Annotated in this window: 14 protein-coding genes; 4 read left to right on the top strand and 10 right to left on the bottom strand. The window is 69.8% G+C overall.

The features are described 5' to 3' along the window. Positions 1 to 18: 18 nt before the first annotated feature. The 7 genes from ABT336_RS12275 to ABT336_RS12245 all read right to left on the bottom strand — a co-directional run bounded on the left by ABT336_RS12275 (position 19) and on the right by ABT336_RS12245 (position 7298). Positions 19 to 1032 (bottom strand): SDR family oxidoreductase, encoded by a 1014-nt coding sequence (locus ABT336_RS12275; RefSeq protein ID WP_502891161.1) that lies wholly within the window; start codon positions 1030 to 1032, stop codon positions 19 to 21. Further along, entirely contained in the window at positions 1029 to 1634 is a 606-nt protein-coding gene (locus ABT336_RS12270; RefSeq protein ID WP_350896602.1) for a dTDP-4-dehydrorhamnose 3,5-epimerase family protein, read from the bottom strand. Before ABT336_RS12270 ends, ABT336_RS12275 begins: the two co-directional genes overlap by 4 nt. Beyond that, positions 1631 to 2404: a class I SAM-dependent DNA methyltransferase gene (locus tag ABT336_RS12265; RefSeq protein ID WP_350896601.1), complete on the bottom strand. Its 774-nt coding sequence runs from the start codon at positions 2402 to 2404 to the stop codon at positions 1631 to 1633. Before ABT336_RS12265 ends, ABT336_RS12270 begins: the two co-directional genes overlap by 4 nt. Before the next feature lie 46 nt (positions 2405 to 2450). Continuing rightward, positions 2451 to 3575 carry a DegT/DnrJ/EryC1/StrS family aminotransferase gene (locus tag ABT336_RS12260; protein WP_350896600.1) on the bottom strand — a complete coding sequence of 375 codons (1125 nt, stop codon included), beginning with the start codon at positions 3573 to 3575 and terminating at the stop codon, positions 2451 to 2453. Between the two features lie 16 nt (positions 3576 to 3591). Continuing rightward, positions 3592 to 4746: an acyltransferase family protein gene (locus ABT336_RS12255; protein ID WP_350896599.1), complete on the bottom strand. Its 1155-nt coding sequence runs from the start codon at positions 4744 to 4746 to the stop codon at positions 3592 to 3594. Between the two features lie 97 nt (positions 4747 to 4843). Continuing rightward, positions 4844 to 6154 (bottom strand): activator-dependent family glycosyltransferase, encoded by a 1311-nt coding sequence (locus ABT336_RS12250; protein ID WP_350896598.1) that lies wholly within the window; start codon positions 6152 to 6154, stop codon positions 4844 to 4846. Between the two features lie 10 nt (positions 6155 to 6164). Continuing rightward, positions 6165 to 7298 (bottom strand): cytochrome P450 family protein, encoded by a 1134-nt coding sequence (locus ABT336_RS12245; protein ID WP_350896597.1) that lies wholly within the window; start codon positions 7296 to 7298, stop codon positions 6165 to 6167. A 729-nt stretch (positions 7299 to 8027) separates the two neighbouring features. Here ABT336_RS12245 and ABT336_RS12240 point away from each other — a divergent pair. The 3 genes from ABT336_RS12240 to desII are packed head-to-tail and all read left to right on the top strand — an operon-like array spanning position 8028 to position 12254. After that, the gene (locus tag ABT336_RS12240) at positions 8028 to 9545 is read left to right on the top strand and encodes an NDP-hexose 2,3-dehydratase family protein (protein ID WP_502891160.1); all 1518 of its coding nucleotides are present in this window, start codon (positions 8028 to 8030) and stop codon (positions 9543 to 9545) included. Further along, entirely contained in the window at positions 9542 to 10747 is a 1206-nt protein-coding gene (locus tag ABT336_RS12235) for a dTDP-4-dehydro-6-deoxyglucose aminotransferase (protein ID WP_350896595.1), read from the top strand. Before ABT336_RS12240 ends, ABT336_RS12235 begins: the two co-directional genes overlap by 4 nt. Before the next feature lie 37 nt (positions 10748 to 10784). Then, positions 10785 to 12254, top strand: coding sequence for a dTDP-4-amino-4,6-dideoxy-D-glucose ammonia-lyase (desII, locus tag ABT336_RS12230; protein ID WP_350896594.1), 1470 nt, complete (start codon positions 10785 to 10787; stop codon positions 12252 to 12254). A gap of 64 nt (positions 12255 to 12318) precedes the next feature. On the opposite strand, the gene ABT336_RS12225 is transcribed toward desII, so the two are convergent. Further along, a complete protein-coding gene (locus tag ABT336_RS12225) occupies positions 12319 to 13512 on the bottom strand; it encodes a cytochrome P450 (RefSeq protein WP_350896593.1) in 1194 nt (397 codons plus the stop codon). A gap of 108 nt (positions 13513 to 13620) precedes the next feature. Further along, positions 13621 to 14511, bottom strand: coding sequence for an AfsR/SARP family transcriptional regulator (locus ABT336_RS12220; RefSeq protein WP_350896592.1), 891 nt, complete (start codon positions 14509 to 14511; stop codon positions 13621 to 13623). 503 nt (positions 14512 to 15014) lie between these two features. Here ABT336_RS12220 and ABT336_RS12215 point away from each other — a divergent pair. Further along, positions 15015 to 16160 (top strand): carboxylate-amine ligase, encoded by a 1146-nt coding sequence (locus ABT336_RS12215; protein ID WP_350896591.1) that lies wholly within the window; start codon positions 15015 to 15017, stop codon positions 16158 to 16160. Between the two features lie 16 nt (positions 16161 to 16176). On the opposite strand, the gene ABT336_RS12210 is transcribed toward ABT336_RS12215, so the two are convergent. Further along, positions 16177 to 17245, bottom strand: a 1069-nt coding sequence (locus ABT336_RS12210) for an asparagine synthase-related protein (RefSeq protein ID WP_350896590.1), incomplete at its 5' end; no start/stop codon positions are given.

The following is a 17245-nucleotide window of genomic DNA, read 5'->3' as shown; positions in this document are numbered from 1 at the left end:
GAACCCGGGTGACCCCGGTCAGGAGGGCTCGGACGGGGCGGCGGCCCGGCGGGGGGCCAACGCCGCCACCGTCCGGTCGACCGCCTCCGCCATCGTGACCGTGGCCCGCCACCCGGTGACAGCCGTGAACCGGGCGGGGTCGACCTCCACGCTGCGCAGGTCCGACGGGTCCATGTGCGCCGGAGGCGGCACCGAGACCACCGGCACCGGGTCCTCGCCGGTGTGCCGGGCGACGCTGCGCGAGACCGCCTGGAAGACCTCGCCCAGCGGCCAGGAACGCCCCGTCCCCAACAGGAAGTGGCGTCCGGCGAGCGCGTCGGCGTGGTCCAGGGCGGTGACGAAGGCCCGGGCGGCGTCGGTCACGTACAGCAGTTCACGCCGGACGGTGCCGTCGTGCCACATCGTCAGCGGTTGGCCGGTCAGGGCCCGACGGATCATGGTGGAGACCACCCCCCGGTCGTCGGCGGTGCCGGCGGCGGGCACCCCGAACACCGGGGGCAGCCGCAGACTGGTCGCCCGGATCGCCCCGGCCGCAGTGGCCTCCTTGAGCAGCTGTTCCCCGGTGTGTTTCTGCCTGTCGTAGACGCCCTCGGGGTGGTCCTGCTCGCTGCCGTCGATGACCCGGCCGGCGGTGACCCTGCCGACCTGCGTGTTGCTGCCCGGGAAGACCACCACCGGGGCGTGCGGCGAGCGGGACAGGACGGCGATCAGGTCCCGGACCAGGCCGACGTTCGTCCGTTCGGCGACCACGTCGTCCTCGCTGATCCGCCACCCTGACGTACCCCTGATCTGGGCGGCGAACGGGAAGACCGCCCGGGCGTCCGCGACCACCTCCGCGAGCGCTCCGGGTTCGGTGAGGTCCACCCGGTGCGTCTCGTAGTCGGCGACGGCACCGGAGGGCACGACGACCTCCCGCCGGGCGACGAGCCGCACCCGCACCGGGAGGTCGGCCAGGGCGTGGGTGACCGCCGAACCCAGGAAACCCGACGCGCCGAGCACCACCACCGGCCCCGCACGCCCGGCCGGGGTCACGTCCGCACCACCCGGTGCGCGGCGGCCCGGCAGGCGGCGTAGTCGGGCAGGATCCCCTGGTCCCGGGCCTCCCGGAGGGTGGGTGCGACCCGGTCCCGCTCGGACATGACGAGGTCGAGGTCGGCCGGGATCGGCAACGCCAGCTCCGGATCCAGGGGGTGCACCGCCCGTTCCTTGTCGGGGACGTAACCGGCGGACATCAGGTAGACGAGGGTGGTGTCGTCCTCCAGGGAGACGAACAGGTGGCCCATGCCCACGGGAAGGTACAGCCCGACCATCGACTCGGCGGAGAGCTCGACCGGCTCGGCCCGGCCGAAGGTCGGGGAACCGGGCCGGATGTCGACGGCGAAGTCCATCGCCCTACCCCTGGCGCAGTAGACGTACTTCGCCATGGAGCCGGGCATCGTCGTGAAGTGCACCCCCCGGACCACACCCCGCCGGGACCGGGTGGTGCTGACCTGGGCCACCGGGAACAGCGGGCGGCCGAGCGCCGCCACGAACACGTCCTCCTGGTACGCCGTGCCGAACACCCCCCGCTCGTCGGCGAACGTCTGCGGGGTGAAGGTGAAGACCCCCTCGATGCCCAGCTCCTCGACCCTCACCGCCCCGGCTCCGCGGCGACCCCGACGAAAAGGCCCGGCGAGAACAGGTCGTGGCCGACGTACGAGCAGCTCAGGCCCGCCCGCTGGAAGGCCTGCTCGTAGGCGGCGCGGGCGAACAGGGTCATCACGTGCACCTCGGTGAAGTGCTCGATCCCGGCCTCCGGTGACCCCACCGTGTAGTGGATGGTCATCCGGGAGGCGGTGCGGTCGGGCAGACCCGCCGGGACGGTGTGCGACATCCGGGAGATCCTCCGGTCACCGCTGGTGACCAGGTCGGCCCCGACCCAGCCGGGCCGGAACGTCTCCGGGAACCACCAGGGCTCCACGACGAGGGTGCCGCCAGGCGCGAGGTGACCGGCCAGGTTCGCCACGGCACGGTCCAGTTCGGCCTCGTCGACGAGGTAACCGGTGGAGCTGAACATGCAGGTGACGACGTCGAACCTGCGGTCGAGGGAGAAGTCGCGCATGTCGCCCTGGTGCAGTTCCCGCCCGGGGTCGTTGCGGGCGGCGGTGGCGAGCATGGCGGCCGACAGGTCGACCCCCACCACCTCCCGGAAGCTGTCCGCCAGCTCGACCAGGTGGGATCCGGTCCCGCAGGCCACGTCCAGCAGGGTCGCCGCCTGTGGGGTGTGCTTGCGGGCGACCTCCACGAGCGCGTCGGCTTCGGCACGGTATCCCTTGCCACGGCCGTGGTAGAAGTCGTGGTAGATGTCCGCCCGCTCGTACGGGGCGACGTCGGTGCTCGACGTGGTCGAGTGGCTGTTCGGCATGACCGGCCCTTCCAGAGTGGGTCTTCGCTGACGACACGCGGGCTCGTCACAGCCCGGTGATGACCTCCCGCACCGCCTCGATCACCCTGTCCTGCAGGTCGTGAGGGAGGGAGGGGTACATGGGAAGGGAGAAGATCTCGCCGGCCAGCCGTTCGGTGACCGGCAGCGACCCCGACGCGACACCGAGGTGGGCGAAGCCGGTCATGGTGTGCACCGGCCAGGGGTAGCTGATGTTCAGGGAGATGTCGTACCCGTCCCGGAGACGCTTGATGATCTCGTCGCGGCGCGGGTGGCGGACGACGTACACGTAGAAGACGTGTTCGTTGCCGTCGGTGACCACTGGGAGTTCGAGGCCGTGCGAGTCTTGGAGGTCGGCGAGCCCGTCGACGTACCGCTGGGCGACCGCCCGCCGACCCGCGACGTACGCGTCGAGCCGGGTCAGTTTGCGCCGCAGGATCTCGGCCTGCACCTCGTCGAGGCGGCTGTTGTGACCCGGGGTCCGGGTGACGTAGTAGACCTCCTCCATCCCGTAGTACCGCAGCCGTCGCAGGGCGCGGGCTGTCTCGTCGTCGTTGGTGACGACCGCGCCGCCGTCGCCGTAGGCGCCGAGGACCTTCGTCGGGTAGAACGAGAAGGCCGCCGCGTCGCTCATCGTCCCGGCCAGCCGACCGTCCCGCCGGGCACCGTGGGCCTGGGCGCAGTCCTCCACGAGCTTGAGGCCCCGCCGGTCGGCCAGTTCCCGCAGGGCTGTCATGTCCACGCACTGCCCGTACAGGTGCACCGGGACGATGGCCTTGGTACGCGGGGTGACCGCCGCCTCCACCAGGTCGGTGTCCATGAGGTAGTCCTCGTCGCGGACGTCCACGAAGACCGGCCGGGCGCCGATCTCGTCGATGGCCAGGACTGTGGGGGCGGCGGTGTTGGAGACCGTGACGACCTCGTCGTCGCGTCCGACACCTACCGACTCCAGCGCGAGTTTCACAGCGTTGGTGCCGTTGTCGACGCCCACGCAGTGCGCGATCCCGTGGTAGCGGGCGTACTCGGTCTCGAAGTTCTCCACACTCTGACCGAGGATCAGGCTGCCACTGGCGAAGACCTTCTGCACCGCATCGAGGATGTCGGCTCGTTCCCTCTCGTACTCCAACAGATAGGACCAGACGTAGGTGGTCACCGATGCACCGTCCTTCTTACCGGCGGGAAGGGGTCTGTTCGGGTTCCGTGGCGGGTTTGCGCCGGGCGGAGGCCGGGCGGGCCCAGTTACGCATGACGGGTAGCTCGACGAACCTGTACAGCAGCCACGACAGCACCAGGGAGACCGCGAGGAACGGAATGATCATGAAGAGTGCGAGACCCAGCGGGGCGTCCTCGGTCTGGCTGAACCCCAGCAGGTCCGCCCCGTAGACGATCACCAGGAAGTGGACCATGTAGAGCGCGAAGGAGACGTCGCCGAGCCACACCATCACCCGGTTACGCATGAAGGTGCGCTTCTGCTGGAGGTCGGCCGTCGCGCCGCTGGCGATGATCAGAACCAGGGGAAGGATCATCATCGACGAGGAGATGGCGTAGACACCCGGCAGGAAGAGCGAGGCGACGAAGAAGACCGGGAACAACAGCACCGCGGGGAGCAGCCCGACGTTGATCCACCGACCGGTGATCAGGATGCGGGCCAGGATGATCCCGAGGATGAACTCCAGGCTCCGCGTCGCAGGGAAGGTGTAGAGGAACCAGTCCTGGATGGCGGAGTACTCAAGCCCCGGGATCAGCGGCGGGGAACTCGGCAGCAGGAGGTCGGCGACCACCGGTACCGCCCAGATCGCGGCGAACACCACGGCGGCCCAGGCCCACAGCCGCTCCGGGCGGATACCGGAGATCCAGAACAGGAACAGCGGGAAGCACAGGTAGAAGAACGCCTCGCAGGCCAACGACCAGCTCACCGGGTTGATGCCGAAGGAGATCTCCAGGGCCGGGAACCAGGCGTGGATCAGCAGGAGGTTCGGGATCAGCGCCTCACCGCTCACCGCCTGCCCGGTGACCAGGAACAACACCACGGCGGCGAAGGCGGTGACCAGGTGGTTGGGGAAGAGCTTGCAGACCCGTCTGCGCCAGAACGACCACACCGAGTCGCTGGCCCGCGCCGACCAGGTCAGCACGAAACCGCTGAGAATAAAGAAGAACGACACCCCCACCCGTCCGGTGGTCTGCCAGAAGGCGTCCAGGCCGTCGGCGTACACGTAGCTGTTCGGGATGAGCCTCGACAGGACGTGCGTGAAGAAGACCAGGAAGGCGGCGACGAACCGCATCCCGGTCAACGAGTTCAGTGCCGGCCGTGCTGTCGTGTCCAAGTTGGTGGAGGTAACCACCGGGGCCCCCTCGTGTCAGAAGGAAAGTCGGCGTGTGGATTCCGGGACCGGCATCAGCCGGTCCCGGTGGTGGTGGAAGTCATCGCGGCAGGTGCGGCTCGGCGGTTCGACGCGGCTGCCTGCCGCGTGCCGCCCGGTCGGCGGCCAGGTCCTGACAGATGCCGACCACCTGGGCCGGCGACGGGTCGGTCCGCATCCCGTCCCGCATCCGCTCCGCACCGAGGCGGTACGCCGGCTCGTCGAGAACCCGCTCGATCGCCCCACGCAGGTGCTCGGCGGTCATCCCCGCGACCGGGAGCGACAGCCCCGCGCCGAGGTCCTGGAGCTGCTTGGCGTGCACCTCGGTGTCGGCGTCCGAGAGGATGATCTGCGGTACGCCGTGGATGGCGGCGGTCAGCCAACTGCCGGTGCCGCCGTGGTGCACGGTGGCCGCGCAGGTGGGCAGCAGGACGTTCATCGGCACGAACCCGGCGGTACGGACGTTTGCCGGAACGCTGCCCACGCCGACCAACTGCTGGTCGTCGAAGGTGGCCACGAACTCGGCGTCGATGTCGGCGATGGCGTCCAACATCTCGCCGATGGAGACCTGCCCGATGCCGTGTTCCCGGCTGGAACCGCCGAGGGTCAGGCAGACCCGCCGACGTTCGGGTTCCCGCAACAGCCAGGCGGGCACCACCGAGGGGCCGTTGTAGGGGACGTACCGCATGCCCACCGTCCGGACGCCGGTGTCGATCCGCAGCGGCTCGGGGATGGGGTCCACGGTCCACTGCCCCAGCACCAGTTCCTCGTCGAAGCTCAGGTGCGGGTCGTCGCCGAAGCGCCGCAGCGTCCAGTCGAACCACTCGGCCAGCGGATCCTCCCGGTGCTCCACCTCCTGGTGGGCCAGCAGTCGCAGGAAGCTCTGCCGGGCCCGGGTGGCGACGTCCGGACCCCACAGCATCCGGGCGTGCGGGGTTCCGGTGACCCGGGCCGCGATCGGGGCGGCGAAGGTCAGCGGCTCCCAGACGATCAGGTCGGGACGCCAGGAGCGGCAGAACTCGACCATCCCGTCGATGAGCGAGTCGGGGCTCATCAGGGCGAAGAAGGTCGGGGTGAAGGTGGTCTGCATGCCCAGGAGGTCGTCCCAGGACATGGTGGTGTGGCTCTGGTCGACCCAGTCGAGGGTCCGCATGTACTCGACGATGTCCTGGCCCGCGTGGGCGTGCCACTCCACAAGTTCCACGTCGTCACCGACGGGCACGGCGGTCAGACCGGCACCGGTGACGTCGTCGGTCAGGGCCGGCGAGGCGACGACCCGTACCTCGTGTCCGGCCGCCTGGAAGGCGCTTGCGAGCGGGACCAGCCCGAACAGATGGCTGTTGACAGCCATCGATGAAAACACGACGCGCATCGTTCTTCCTCTACAGCTCGACCGGGCAACGGCTGAGACCACGGGCGACGGGTGACCGACGTCGTCTGATCACCGGCCCGGAACGGGACAGCCGGGGCAACACCGGCGCGGCGGCCCGCAGCGCCGCCGTGGCCAGGGTGGCCACCAGGGCGTCGAGGTCGGTGCGGGGCGAGCCGGGCCGGGACGACAGGATCTCGGCGTCGCCGCCACGGTCCACGTCGAACCGGTCGGGATCGGTGAAGACCTCGGGATCACGGTTCGCCGCGGCGACGACCACTGTCACCTCGCCACCGGTCGGGACGTCGACCCCGCCCACCCGGCGGTCCGACGCGGCGGTGCGGCGTTCCAGGTGGACGCCGGGACTCGTCCGCGACACCTCCGTCACCACACGGGTCGCGGTCTCCGGGTCGTCGGCAAGTCGTGCCGCCAGTTCGGGAAGCTCGGTGACGGCCAGGACGGCGTTGCCCACCGTGTTGGCCGCCAGCTCCGCCACCACCCCCACCAGCACCGCGGCGTCCCGACCGCCGGTGACCGCGTCGATCTCGTCGAGGGCGGTCAGCGCCTGTTCGGTCACCGCGAGCTGTTGCGGGCTGACCTGGGCGTCCAGGCATACCCGGGTCGCCGAGGTCCAGGACCGGAGACGGTCGGGGTCCACGCCCTTGAGTGCGGGCGCGGTACCGAGCGCCAGCACCGGGACCTCCCGGGCGAAGTCGTTCACGAGATCGAAGCGCGACCCCAGCTCGGTCACCAGCCTGGCGCACCGCTGCTGGAGCCAGTCGGCGTCCACTGTCACCGACGCCGCGTCCTCGGTGCGGGCGTAGAACTCCCGGAAGGGGCCGGCCCAGGAGGCCGCCGGGCAGTGGGCCACCTGCATCCACCGGGCAGCGTCGGGCGGGCCGTGGGTGAAGCCCGGATCGGCGAGCACCTCGGCGGCGGTCCGGTGGTCACCGACCACCCACGTTCCGGCCCGACTGGCGTACGGTCCCCGTCCGGCGGCCCGCAACCGTTCGTACCAGGTCCAGGGGTCGTCGTCCCGTCCGGACAGGAGCATCGAGTACAGATCGCCGTTGGCACCGAACCCCCAGTAGAGACCCCGGGCCATCTGCAACTCCCGGCCCAGCCGCCTTCGATCGCCAACTGCCATAGAACGCTCCCGGATTGAAGACTGTGACGGATTCCACCTAGTGCGACGCGTCCGGCGCGAGACGAAACGCCTGCATCGCCTACTACCTGCTGTCTCGAAACCCGGGTCCGCGATCGTCACTGCGGACGACCGGTGGCACGGATTTCCAAGGCGGTGCCGCCGGGGCAATGAACGGCTGACGCAGATCGATGCTGTTTCCGCAGGCCCGGACAGCTGTTTGGCGTCTGTCTAGTGACACGGCCATTTCCCTGATCGCGCCACCCTTCCAGTGCGGCACCAGCATGGCGTGGTGTCGGTGTCATCGCGGCTTGCACGGTGATGTCGACGTCGTCGAACAGGCTGGATGCCGGGCGTTTCGGGCCTGTCGGACCCTCGGCGCGGACCATGCTACAAGAGATCGTCATTGAGCGCCATGATTGCAGATCATCCCGGTCAGCCACCCGCTCCCACCTGCGCGATCGACGAATCCGCAGTTCGGAAACGGGCGAAAACACGCCGCAACCGGTCAGTCCCACGCACAGTTCCAGACGGGCCGGGAACGCGTCATACCACGGAACACACCGGTCAGAAAGATGTGCGCGCCGACAGTTAGGAAGTTCACCGACAGCAATGATCGGGTGCTCCGACGCCCGTTTCACCGACGCCGGCGACCGGTCACCCGGAAGTTGTTCGACGGACCTTCTCCCGTCGCGGGCGGAGCCCTACACTGGGCGGGGTCTTGATCGACGAATGTCAGTCCGGGCGGTACCGCACGGACCGCCCACGACATCACGGGAGAGGCGTATGGGGGATCGGGTCAACGGTCATGCGACTCCGGAATCCACACAATCGGCAATACGTTTCCTGACTCGGCACGGCGGACCTCCCACCGCCACCGACGACGTCCACGACTGGTTGGCCCACCGCGCCGCCGAGCATCGGCTCGAGGTGCACCGAGTGCCCTTCAGCACCATGGAACGCTGGTCGTTCCACCCGGAGGACGGTCGGCTGGCGCACGACTCCGGGCGCTTCTTCTCCATCGAGGGCCTGCACGTCCGGACCAACTTCGGATGGCGACGGGACTGGATCCAACCCATCATCGTCCAACCCGAGATCGGGTTCCTCGGTCTGATCGTGCGGGAGTTCGACGGCGTACTGCACGCTCTGGTGCAGGCCAAGGCCGAACCTGGCAACATCAACGCCGTCCAGCTCTCGCCGACCCTGCAGGCCACCCGCAGCAACTACATGAGGGTCCACAACGGATCCCGCGTCCAGTTCATCGAGTACTTCGACGGGACCCGCCCCCACCGGATCCTCGTCGACGTCCTCCAGTCCGAGCAGGGTTCCTGGTTCCTGCGCAAACGCAACCGCAACATGGTGGTCGAGGTCTTCGAGGACCCGCCCGAGCACCCGAACTGCAGGTGGCTCACCCTCGCCCAGCTGCGGGCGATGCTCCGCTACGACAACGTGGTGAACATGGACCTGCGGTCCGTGCTGGCCTGCATACCGACCAGGGTGGAAGCCGGGGCCGTCGGCCGGGTACTGGACGGACTGCCCCAGGGGTCCTTCGAGACCCGACTGCTGCGTTCCTTCGTCGGGGCGGGCACCCCGGTCCACAACATGAACACCCTGCTGAGCTGGATCTCGGACGTACGCACCACACGTGAGTTCGTCCAACGCACCCGGCCGTTGGCCGACATCGACCGCAGCGGGTGGATCCGGCGCGACGACGGCATCGAACACGAGGACAAGAAGTACTTCAGCATCTTCGGCGTCTCCGTGACGACCAGTCACCGCGAGGTGAGGTCCTGGATGCAACCGCTGCTCTCCCCCGCCAACCACGGCATGCTCGCCCTCCTGGTCAAGGAGATCGACGGCACCCTCCACGCGCTCGTGCACCTGCGCACCGAGGCGGGTGGCCACGACGTCGCCGAGTTGGCGGCGACGGTGCACTGTCAGCCGGACAACTACACCGACGTGCCCGAGGAACACCGCCCGACCTACCTCGACTACGTGCTGGACGTCCCGCGTACCCAGATCCGCTACGACGCCTGGCACTCCGAGGAGGGTGGGCGGTTCTACCGCAACGAGAACCGGTACATGCTCGTCGAGGTGCCCGCGGACTTCGACGACGGCGGTGCCCCCGACCACCGGTGGATGACCTTCGGCCAGATCACCGAACTGCTCGCGCACAGCCACTACGTCAACATCCAGCTGCGCAGCCTCGTCGCCTGCGCGTCCGCCGTCTACAACCGGGCGACGGCGTGAAGCGCGTACCGACCGATCTGGCGATCTTCGGCGGTCCCGAGGCGTTCCTGCACCCCCTGCACGTGGGCCGGCCGACGATCGGCGACCGGCAGCGGTTCCTGGCCCGCCTGGAGTGGGCCCTGAACAACAACTGGCTCACCAACGGCGGGCCCCTGGTGCGGGAGTTCGAGGCCCGGGTCGCCGACCTGGTCGGGGTACGGCACTGCATCGCCACCTGCAACGCCACCGTCGCCCTGGAACTGGTGCTGCGGGCCGGTGACGTCACCGGTGAAGTGATCATGCCGTCAATGACCTTCGCGGCCACCGCGCACGCGGCGAGCTGGCTCGGACTCACACCGGTGTTCTGCGACGTCGACCCGGCGACCGGTCTGGTCGACCCGGACCACGTCGCCGCGCTCGTCACCCCGCAGACCGGCGCGATCGTCGGCGTACACCTGTGGGGCCGACCAGCACCTGTGGAGGCGCTGGCGAAGATCGCCGCCGACCACCAGGTCAAGCTCTTCTTCGACGCCGCCCACGCCCTGGGCTGCACGACGGGTGGACGTCCGGTGGGCGGATCCGGTGACGCCGAGGTGTTCAGCTTCCACGCCACCAAGGCGGTCACCGCCTTCGAGGGCGGGGCGGTGGTCACCGACGACGGCCTGCTGGCCGAACGGATCCGGGCCATGCACAACTTCGGCATCGGCCCGGACAAGGTGGTCACCGAGATCGGCACCAACGGCAAGATGAGCGAGTGCGCCGCGGCCATGGGGCTCACCTCCCTCGACGCGTTCGCCGAGACCAGGGAGCACAACCGGGTCAACCACGCGCTCTACACCAGCGAGCTGCGCGACGTACGCGGCGTCACCGTGCACTCGCTCCCGCCCGACGAGGAGAGCAACTACCAGTACGTGATCATCCTGGTGGACGGCACCGCCACCGGCATCGACCGTGACCGGCTGCAGGCGATCCTGCGCGCGGAGAAGGTCGTCGCACAGCCCTACTTCTCCCCCGCCTGCCACCAGATGACGCCCTACCGCACGGAGCCACCGCTGCGGCTGACACAGACCGAGTGGCTCGCCGAACGGGTGCTCGCCCTCCCGACCGGCCCCTCGGTGTCCAGTGAGGACATCCGCCGGGTGTGCGACGTCATCCGACTCGCCACCACCAGCGGTGCGTTGATCAACGCGGAGTGGGACAAGCGGAAACGCAACGGTTCGTGATCCTCGCACCACAGACGCCAGAAGGGTTCGCACGTCGATGAAGACCACTCCTACGGCGACCGCCGTACCGACGGAGATCGCGGACGCGGCACGACCCGACGCCGACCGGCCGGCCGTGGTGCGGGCGCTCAGCGCCGAGGTCACCCGCCTCACCGGTGCCGCATCCGACACCGCCGAACGACAGGCGGTCCGGCTCGCCGAACTCACCGCCCACTACGGCGCCTCGCCGTTCACCCCGTTGGAGCAGATGCGCCGTCGGTTCGACCTGGACCGGGCCGGGTTCGGCGAGCTGCTCGACCTGTTCGATCGCATCCCGCAGCTGGGCACGGCGGTGGAGCAGGGCCCGGCGGGCAAGTACTGGAGCAACACGATCAGGCCGCTGAACGCCGCCGGCGCGTTGGAGGCTGCGGTACGGCGGGAGCCCGCCTTCCCGTACAGCGTCGGGCTCTACCCCGGCCCGACGTGCATGTTCCGCTGTCACTTCTGCGTACGGGTGACAGGTGCCAAGTACGACGCGGAGTCGGTGGTGCCCGGCAACGAGATCCTCACCTCGGTCATCGACGAGGTGCCGTCGGAGAACCCGACGGCGATGTACCTCTCCGGCGGCCTGGAACCGTTGACCAACCCGGGTATCGGGGCGTTGGTGTCGCACGCCGCCCGGCGGGGCTTCGCCCTGACCGTCTACACCAACGCCTTCGCCCTCACCGAACAGACGCTGCGCCGCCAGCCCGGCCTGTGGGACCTCGGCGCGGTCCGTACCTCCCTGTACGGGCTGAACAACGACGAGTACCAGGCCACCACCGGCAAGCGTGGCGCCTTCGAACGGGTCAGGAAGAACCTCCGGGACTTCCTGCGGATGCGCGCCGAACGGGCGGCACCGGTCCGGCTCGGCCTCAACCACATCATCCTGCCGGGGCGGGCCAACCGCCTCATCGACCTGGTCGACTTCATCGCCGAACTCAACGAGTCCAGCCCGCACCGGCCGCTCGACTTCGTCACCGTCCGCGAGGACTACAGCGGTCGGGACGACGGCAGGTTGTCCGAGGGCGAACGGACCGAGTTGCGGGAGGGCCTCGCCCGGTTCGTCGACTACGCCGCCGAGCGGACCCCGGGCATGCAGACCGACCTGGGTTACGCGTTGGAGAGCCTGCGTCGGGGTGTCGACGCCCAGCTGTTGCGGATCCGGCCGGAAACGATGCGCCCGACCGCCCATCCGCAGGTGGCGGTGCAGATCGACCTGCTCGGAGACGTCTACCTGTACCGGGAGGCCGGTTTCCCCGGGCTGGCGGGGGCCACCCGCTACGTCGCCGGCCGGGTCACCCCGGACCGGAGCCTGCACTCGGTCGTCCACGACTTCGTCACGTCGGGCCGCAGCATCGATCCGCAGCCGGGGGACGAGTTCTTCCTCGACGGTTTCGACCAGTCGGTGACCGCCCGGCTCAACCAACTCGAACGGGACGTCGCCGACGGGTGGGATCAGCATCGGGGCCTGATCCGCGCCGTCTGAACGGCGTCGACCCGCCCCGGCGCGGCGGCGCGGTCACGCGCCGCCGCGTCGGAGCGCAAGGGGTTCAGGCGGACTCGGCCGGGGTGACCGCCGCCAGCACCGGGAGGTGCCGGGTGCCGAGGACGATCTGGTCGAAGTGACGCAGCGTGTCGTCGTCGCGGTCGACGGCCAGTCGACCGTACCGGGCGATGATCTCCTCCAGGGCGACCTGGTTCTCCAGGCGCGCCAGCGGGGCACCGAGACAGAAGTGCACGCCGTGCCCGAAGGAGAGCTGCGCGGCACCACCGATCTTGCGGGACGGGTCGAACGTGTCCGGGTCGGGATGCGCCAGGGGATCGCGGTTGGCCGAGAGCACCCAGGTGTTGACCATGACGTCGGCCGGGATCTCGACCCCACCGACGGTGGTGGCCCTGGTCGTGGTGCGCTGCATCTGGGGGAACGGGGGGCGGAAACGCAACACCTCCTCGATGATCGGCGCGATCAGACCCGGGTCCTCGGCGGCGGCCGTCCAGTACTCCGGGTGCTCGTCGAGGGTGCGGACGATGTTGCCCAGCAGGACGGTGGTGGTGATGTGCCCCGCGAGCAGCAACGCTGTGGAGAAGTTGGCCGCCTCCACGTCGTCGAGGGTGCGCCCGTCGACCTCGGCCAGCACCAGCCGGGAGATCAGGTCGTCCCGGGGGTCGGCCCGCCGTTCCCGACACCTGTCGAGCAGGTAGGAGGTGAGCGGGTTCAGCACCTGCATGATGCGTTCGACCAGGGCCGGATCGGTCGGGTCGTCCATCTGGATGTCGACCAGGGCGCCGGACCAGTCACCGAACTGCTTGTGGTCCATCCGGGGCAGCCCCAGCAGCTCGGCGACGATCGTGACCGGCAGCGGGAAGGCGAGCGCCTCGACCAGGTCGAAGCGGTCACCGGCGTCGGCCAGCAGCGACCGGGTCACCTCCCGGATGCGCGGTTCGAGGTCGGCGATCGTACGCGGGGTGAAGGCGCTGCTGACGACCTTGCGCAGGGCCCGGTGCTCCGGCGGGTCGATCTCGTGGATCATCCCCGGCGTCGGGTCGGCCCCCTCGATGACGCGGGTGGGGTCGGAGGAGAAGGTGGCGGTGTCGCGGAGGACCTCGCGTACGTCACTGTGGCGGAAGATGTGCCAGACGCCGTACTGGTCCTGCCAGACCGGGTGCCTGTCGCGCATCACCGCCAGCCAGTCGAGCAGAACGGCCTCCTCGGCCATGCTCGGGATCTGTTCGATAGTGGTCATGGTTCTCCCCACCGTTCGTCGTCCAACCCGTCCCCCCCGGGCACAGATGTCGATTTTCGCCAATGTCGTTGATTGTCGGCTCAGGGTGTCGCCGTACGCGGTAATCGGTCAGCTCGCCCGGACCCGGACCCGACCCCAACTCGTGGCGGCGACCTCGGACGGAAACGGACGGATGACGCGCAGATCGTCCTCGAAGTCGGTCTCGGCGTTCAGGATCGCCTGGTGGATCCGTTGCACCTGCGGCTCCGGTTCCAGACCCAGTTCGTCGACGAGGTTGCGACGCAACCGGTGGAAGACCTCCAACGCCTGCGCGCGTCGACCACTGAGATGCAGCGCCCGCATGTACTGCGCCTGGAGCCCCTCGTGCAGCGGATTCTCCGCGGTGAGCGCGGTCAGCTCGATGAGGGCCTCCCGGTACATCCCCTGACGCAACTTCGCGCCGACCAGGTATTCGCTGGCCATGAGCCAGGACTCCTCCAGTTCGCGACGCTTCGACTCCAGCACCCGACCCAGCGGGACGTCGACGAGCGCGGGCCCGCGCCAGAGGCCGAGCGCCTCGGTGAGTCTGCGGGTGCCTGTCACGTCGTCGCCGAGGCCGAGCGCGGCGCAGCCGGCCGACATCAGACGCTGGTACTCCCGGACGTCGAGGGCGATCCGGTCACCGCGGAGCAGATAGCCGCCGGCCCGGGTGATGAGCAGACTCCGGGTGACCTCCTCGGCGGGCAGACCGGTGACCGCCACGAACATCTTGCGCAGATTGAGAATGTACGTCTGGAGGGTGGTGAGCCTGCTGACCGGCGGCTCGTCGTCCCAGAGCTCGGAGACCAGGACGGAGACCGGAACGACCTGGTCGGCGTGGACGAGGAGCATTGCGAGAACATTTCTCGGTTTCCGTGCCGTCGGCGTCTTTCGCGGCGATGGGGAACTGACGAACAGCGGACCCAGGACTCCGAGGCTTACCACGGTCTCCGGATTTTGCAATTGCACTACATCCCCCATCGAAAAGCAATGGAACCGGACATTAAGCGATCCATGGTGATCGAAGCGCGCTAAGCCGAAACTAGCACCCCGATCAAGGAAGCCGCGAGCCCTTGGCGGTACGGTTCCCTCACACCGCCGCACACCCACCGGACCAGCAATGCCGCACCGGTCGCGTTTTCGCTGGTAGACGCCGCCAATACGTACGACCGTCACACTGGGCAACATATTCGCCGGGACCGACACCACCATCCCGACCGGGAAAGCCTGGCGCAATAGCGAACTGCGGTTTTTGCCCGGAAGGCGGTTTTATCCGGGGAAAAGCCCACACCTCGCGCCGTTTCACCACCGCGACCCGGACCTCGCCGAGATCGTCGACGAGGGTGGCCTCCTCGGGGAGACCCCGGTACGACCCGTGCTGCCCGTTGCCTGACGCTCGCCCCGGGCGCCGTTTGCCGAGGAGCGGGTCGGGAACCCACCGTCCAGCCGGCGGCACCGTCCGCCTCGCTGACGGGAGGGCGACCATGACGAACCGCCCGACCCTCGCGCCGACAGCGGCTGCCGTGCACCCGGCGGCGCCGCCGACCGTCGGCGTGGAGGAGGAGTTCCTGCTTCTGGACCCCGCCACCGGGGGCAGCCTGCCGGTCGCCGACCGGGTGCTCGCCGCCCTGCCCGGACCGGCCCGGCGGCAGAGCCGCCAGGAGTTCCGGCACAGCATGGTCGAGATGGTCACCCCGGTCTGCACCGACCTCGGCGAGCTGCGCGACCACCTGGTGGCGTTGCGCCGCAGCGCTGCCGACGCGGCGCGGACCGCCGGGGCGAACCTGGTCGCCGTGGGCGCCACCCCCGTCCGGGAACCCCACCGGACGGTGCCCGACGAACCCCGCTACCACGCCATGTCCCGACGCTTCGGCCCGGTCGCGCACGACCCGGCGGTCTGCGGCTGCCACGTCCACGTGGGCCTGCCCGACCGGGAACTGGCGGTGCAGGTCTGCAACCACCTGCGGCCCTGGCTGCCGATCGTCCAGGCGATCACGGTCAACTCGCCCCTGCACGACGGGTACGACACCGGGCACGCCAGCTGGCGGTCGATGCAGCTGGAACGGTGGCCGAGCATCGGCCCCACCCCGTACTTCACCTCCGCCGCCGACTACGACGCCACGGTGGCCGCCCTCGTCGACGCGGGGATCATGCTCGACTCGGCGATGGTCTACTGGTACGCCCGCCCGTCGACCACCTACCCGACGGTGGAGATCCGGGTCGGGGACGTCTGCCCCCTGGTCGACGACACGGTGCTGGTCGCCGCCCTGGTGCGCGCGTTGGTCGCCACCACCGCCGACGACGTGCGCGCCGGTGTCGCCGCACCCCGGCTGCGCGGCTGTCTGGTGGCGGCGGCCCACTGGCGGGCCGCCCACCACGGCCTCGACGGCGACCTGATCGACCTGCGGGCCGGCGGAGCACGGCCCGCGTGGCACCTCGTGGAGGAGTTGGTCGCGGCGGTCACCCCCGCGCTGGTGCGTCACGACGACCTGGCGTACGTCCTGGAACAGCTCGCCCGGCTGCGCCGTGACGGGACCGGTGCCGCCCGGCAGCGACGGATCATGGCCGCCACCGGCGGTGACGTCCGCGCGGTCCTCGACCACCTGACCGCCCAGACCGTCGACTGTTGACCGGCCGGTACGGCGTTCAGCGGACCCCGTGGGTCTGGAGCCACAGTTCGAGCAGGCCGAGCTGCCACAGCTTGTTGCTCCCCGCAGCGGCCTGCGCCCGGTCCGGCTCGGCGAGCAACTCCTCGACGTACTCCGGTCGGAACAGCGCCCGCTCCCGGGCGGCCGGTGCCCGCAGCGCCTCGGTGACCAGCTCCCGGAGCGGGCCGTCGACGTTGCGCAGCGCAGGCACCGGGAAGTAGCCCTTCGGCCGGTCGACGACCTCGGCGGAGAGCACCTGCCGGGCGATCTCCTTGAGCACACCCTTGCCGCCCTGCGCGACCTTGTGCTCCGGAGGGCAGGCCGCGGCGAGCGCCACCAGGTCCTGGTCGAGGAAGGGGGTCCGGACCTCCAACCCCCACGCCATGCTCATGCTGTCCACCCGTTTGACCGGATCGTCGGGCAACATCACATGGGTGTCCAGGCGCAGTACGGCGTCCAGGGCGGTCTCCGCGCCGGAGGCCGCCAGGTCGGCGACGACCAGGTCCCGGCTGGCGTCGACGTCCGGGACCGCCACCCCGACCACCCGGCTCAACTCGGCGTGGTCCCTGTCGAAAAACGCGTCGGCGAAGCTGCGCGCGGCGGCGGCCCGGGGCACAGTGGCCATCGGCTGGTGGTAGCCGTACCCGGCGAAGACCTCGTCGGCCCCCTGACCGGACTGGGCCACCTTCACGTGGGCCGCCACCTGTTCGCAGAGCAGGTGGAAGGCGACCACGTCGTGACTGCCCATCGGCTCGGTCATCGCCGCGACGGTCCGGCGGACTGCGGGCACCAGGTCGTCGTCGGCGAGCCGGATCCGCTGGTGGTCGGTGTCGTAGGCCCGGGCGACCAGGTCGGAGTAGTGGAACTCGTCGCCTGCCTCGCCGCCACGGCTGTCGAAGCCGATGCTGAACGTCCGGACGCGCTCCTGCCCCGCCTCGGCGAGCAGCGCCACGATCAGGCTGGAGTCGAGCCCTCCGGAGAGCAGCACCCCCACCGGTACGTCGGCGACGAGACGGCGGCGTACCGCGGTGCGCAGGGCCTCGCCGACCGCGTCCTGCCAGTCGCGG

Origin of the sequence: Micromonospora sp. NPDC000207, assembly GCF_040300925.1 — a bacterium.
Taxonomy (GTDB): domain Bacteria; phylum Actinomycetota; class Actinomycetes; order Mycobacteriales; family Micromonosporaceae; genus Micromonospora.
This window is presented reverse-complemented; position numbering and strand designations above follow the sequence as displayed.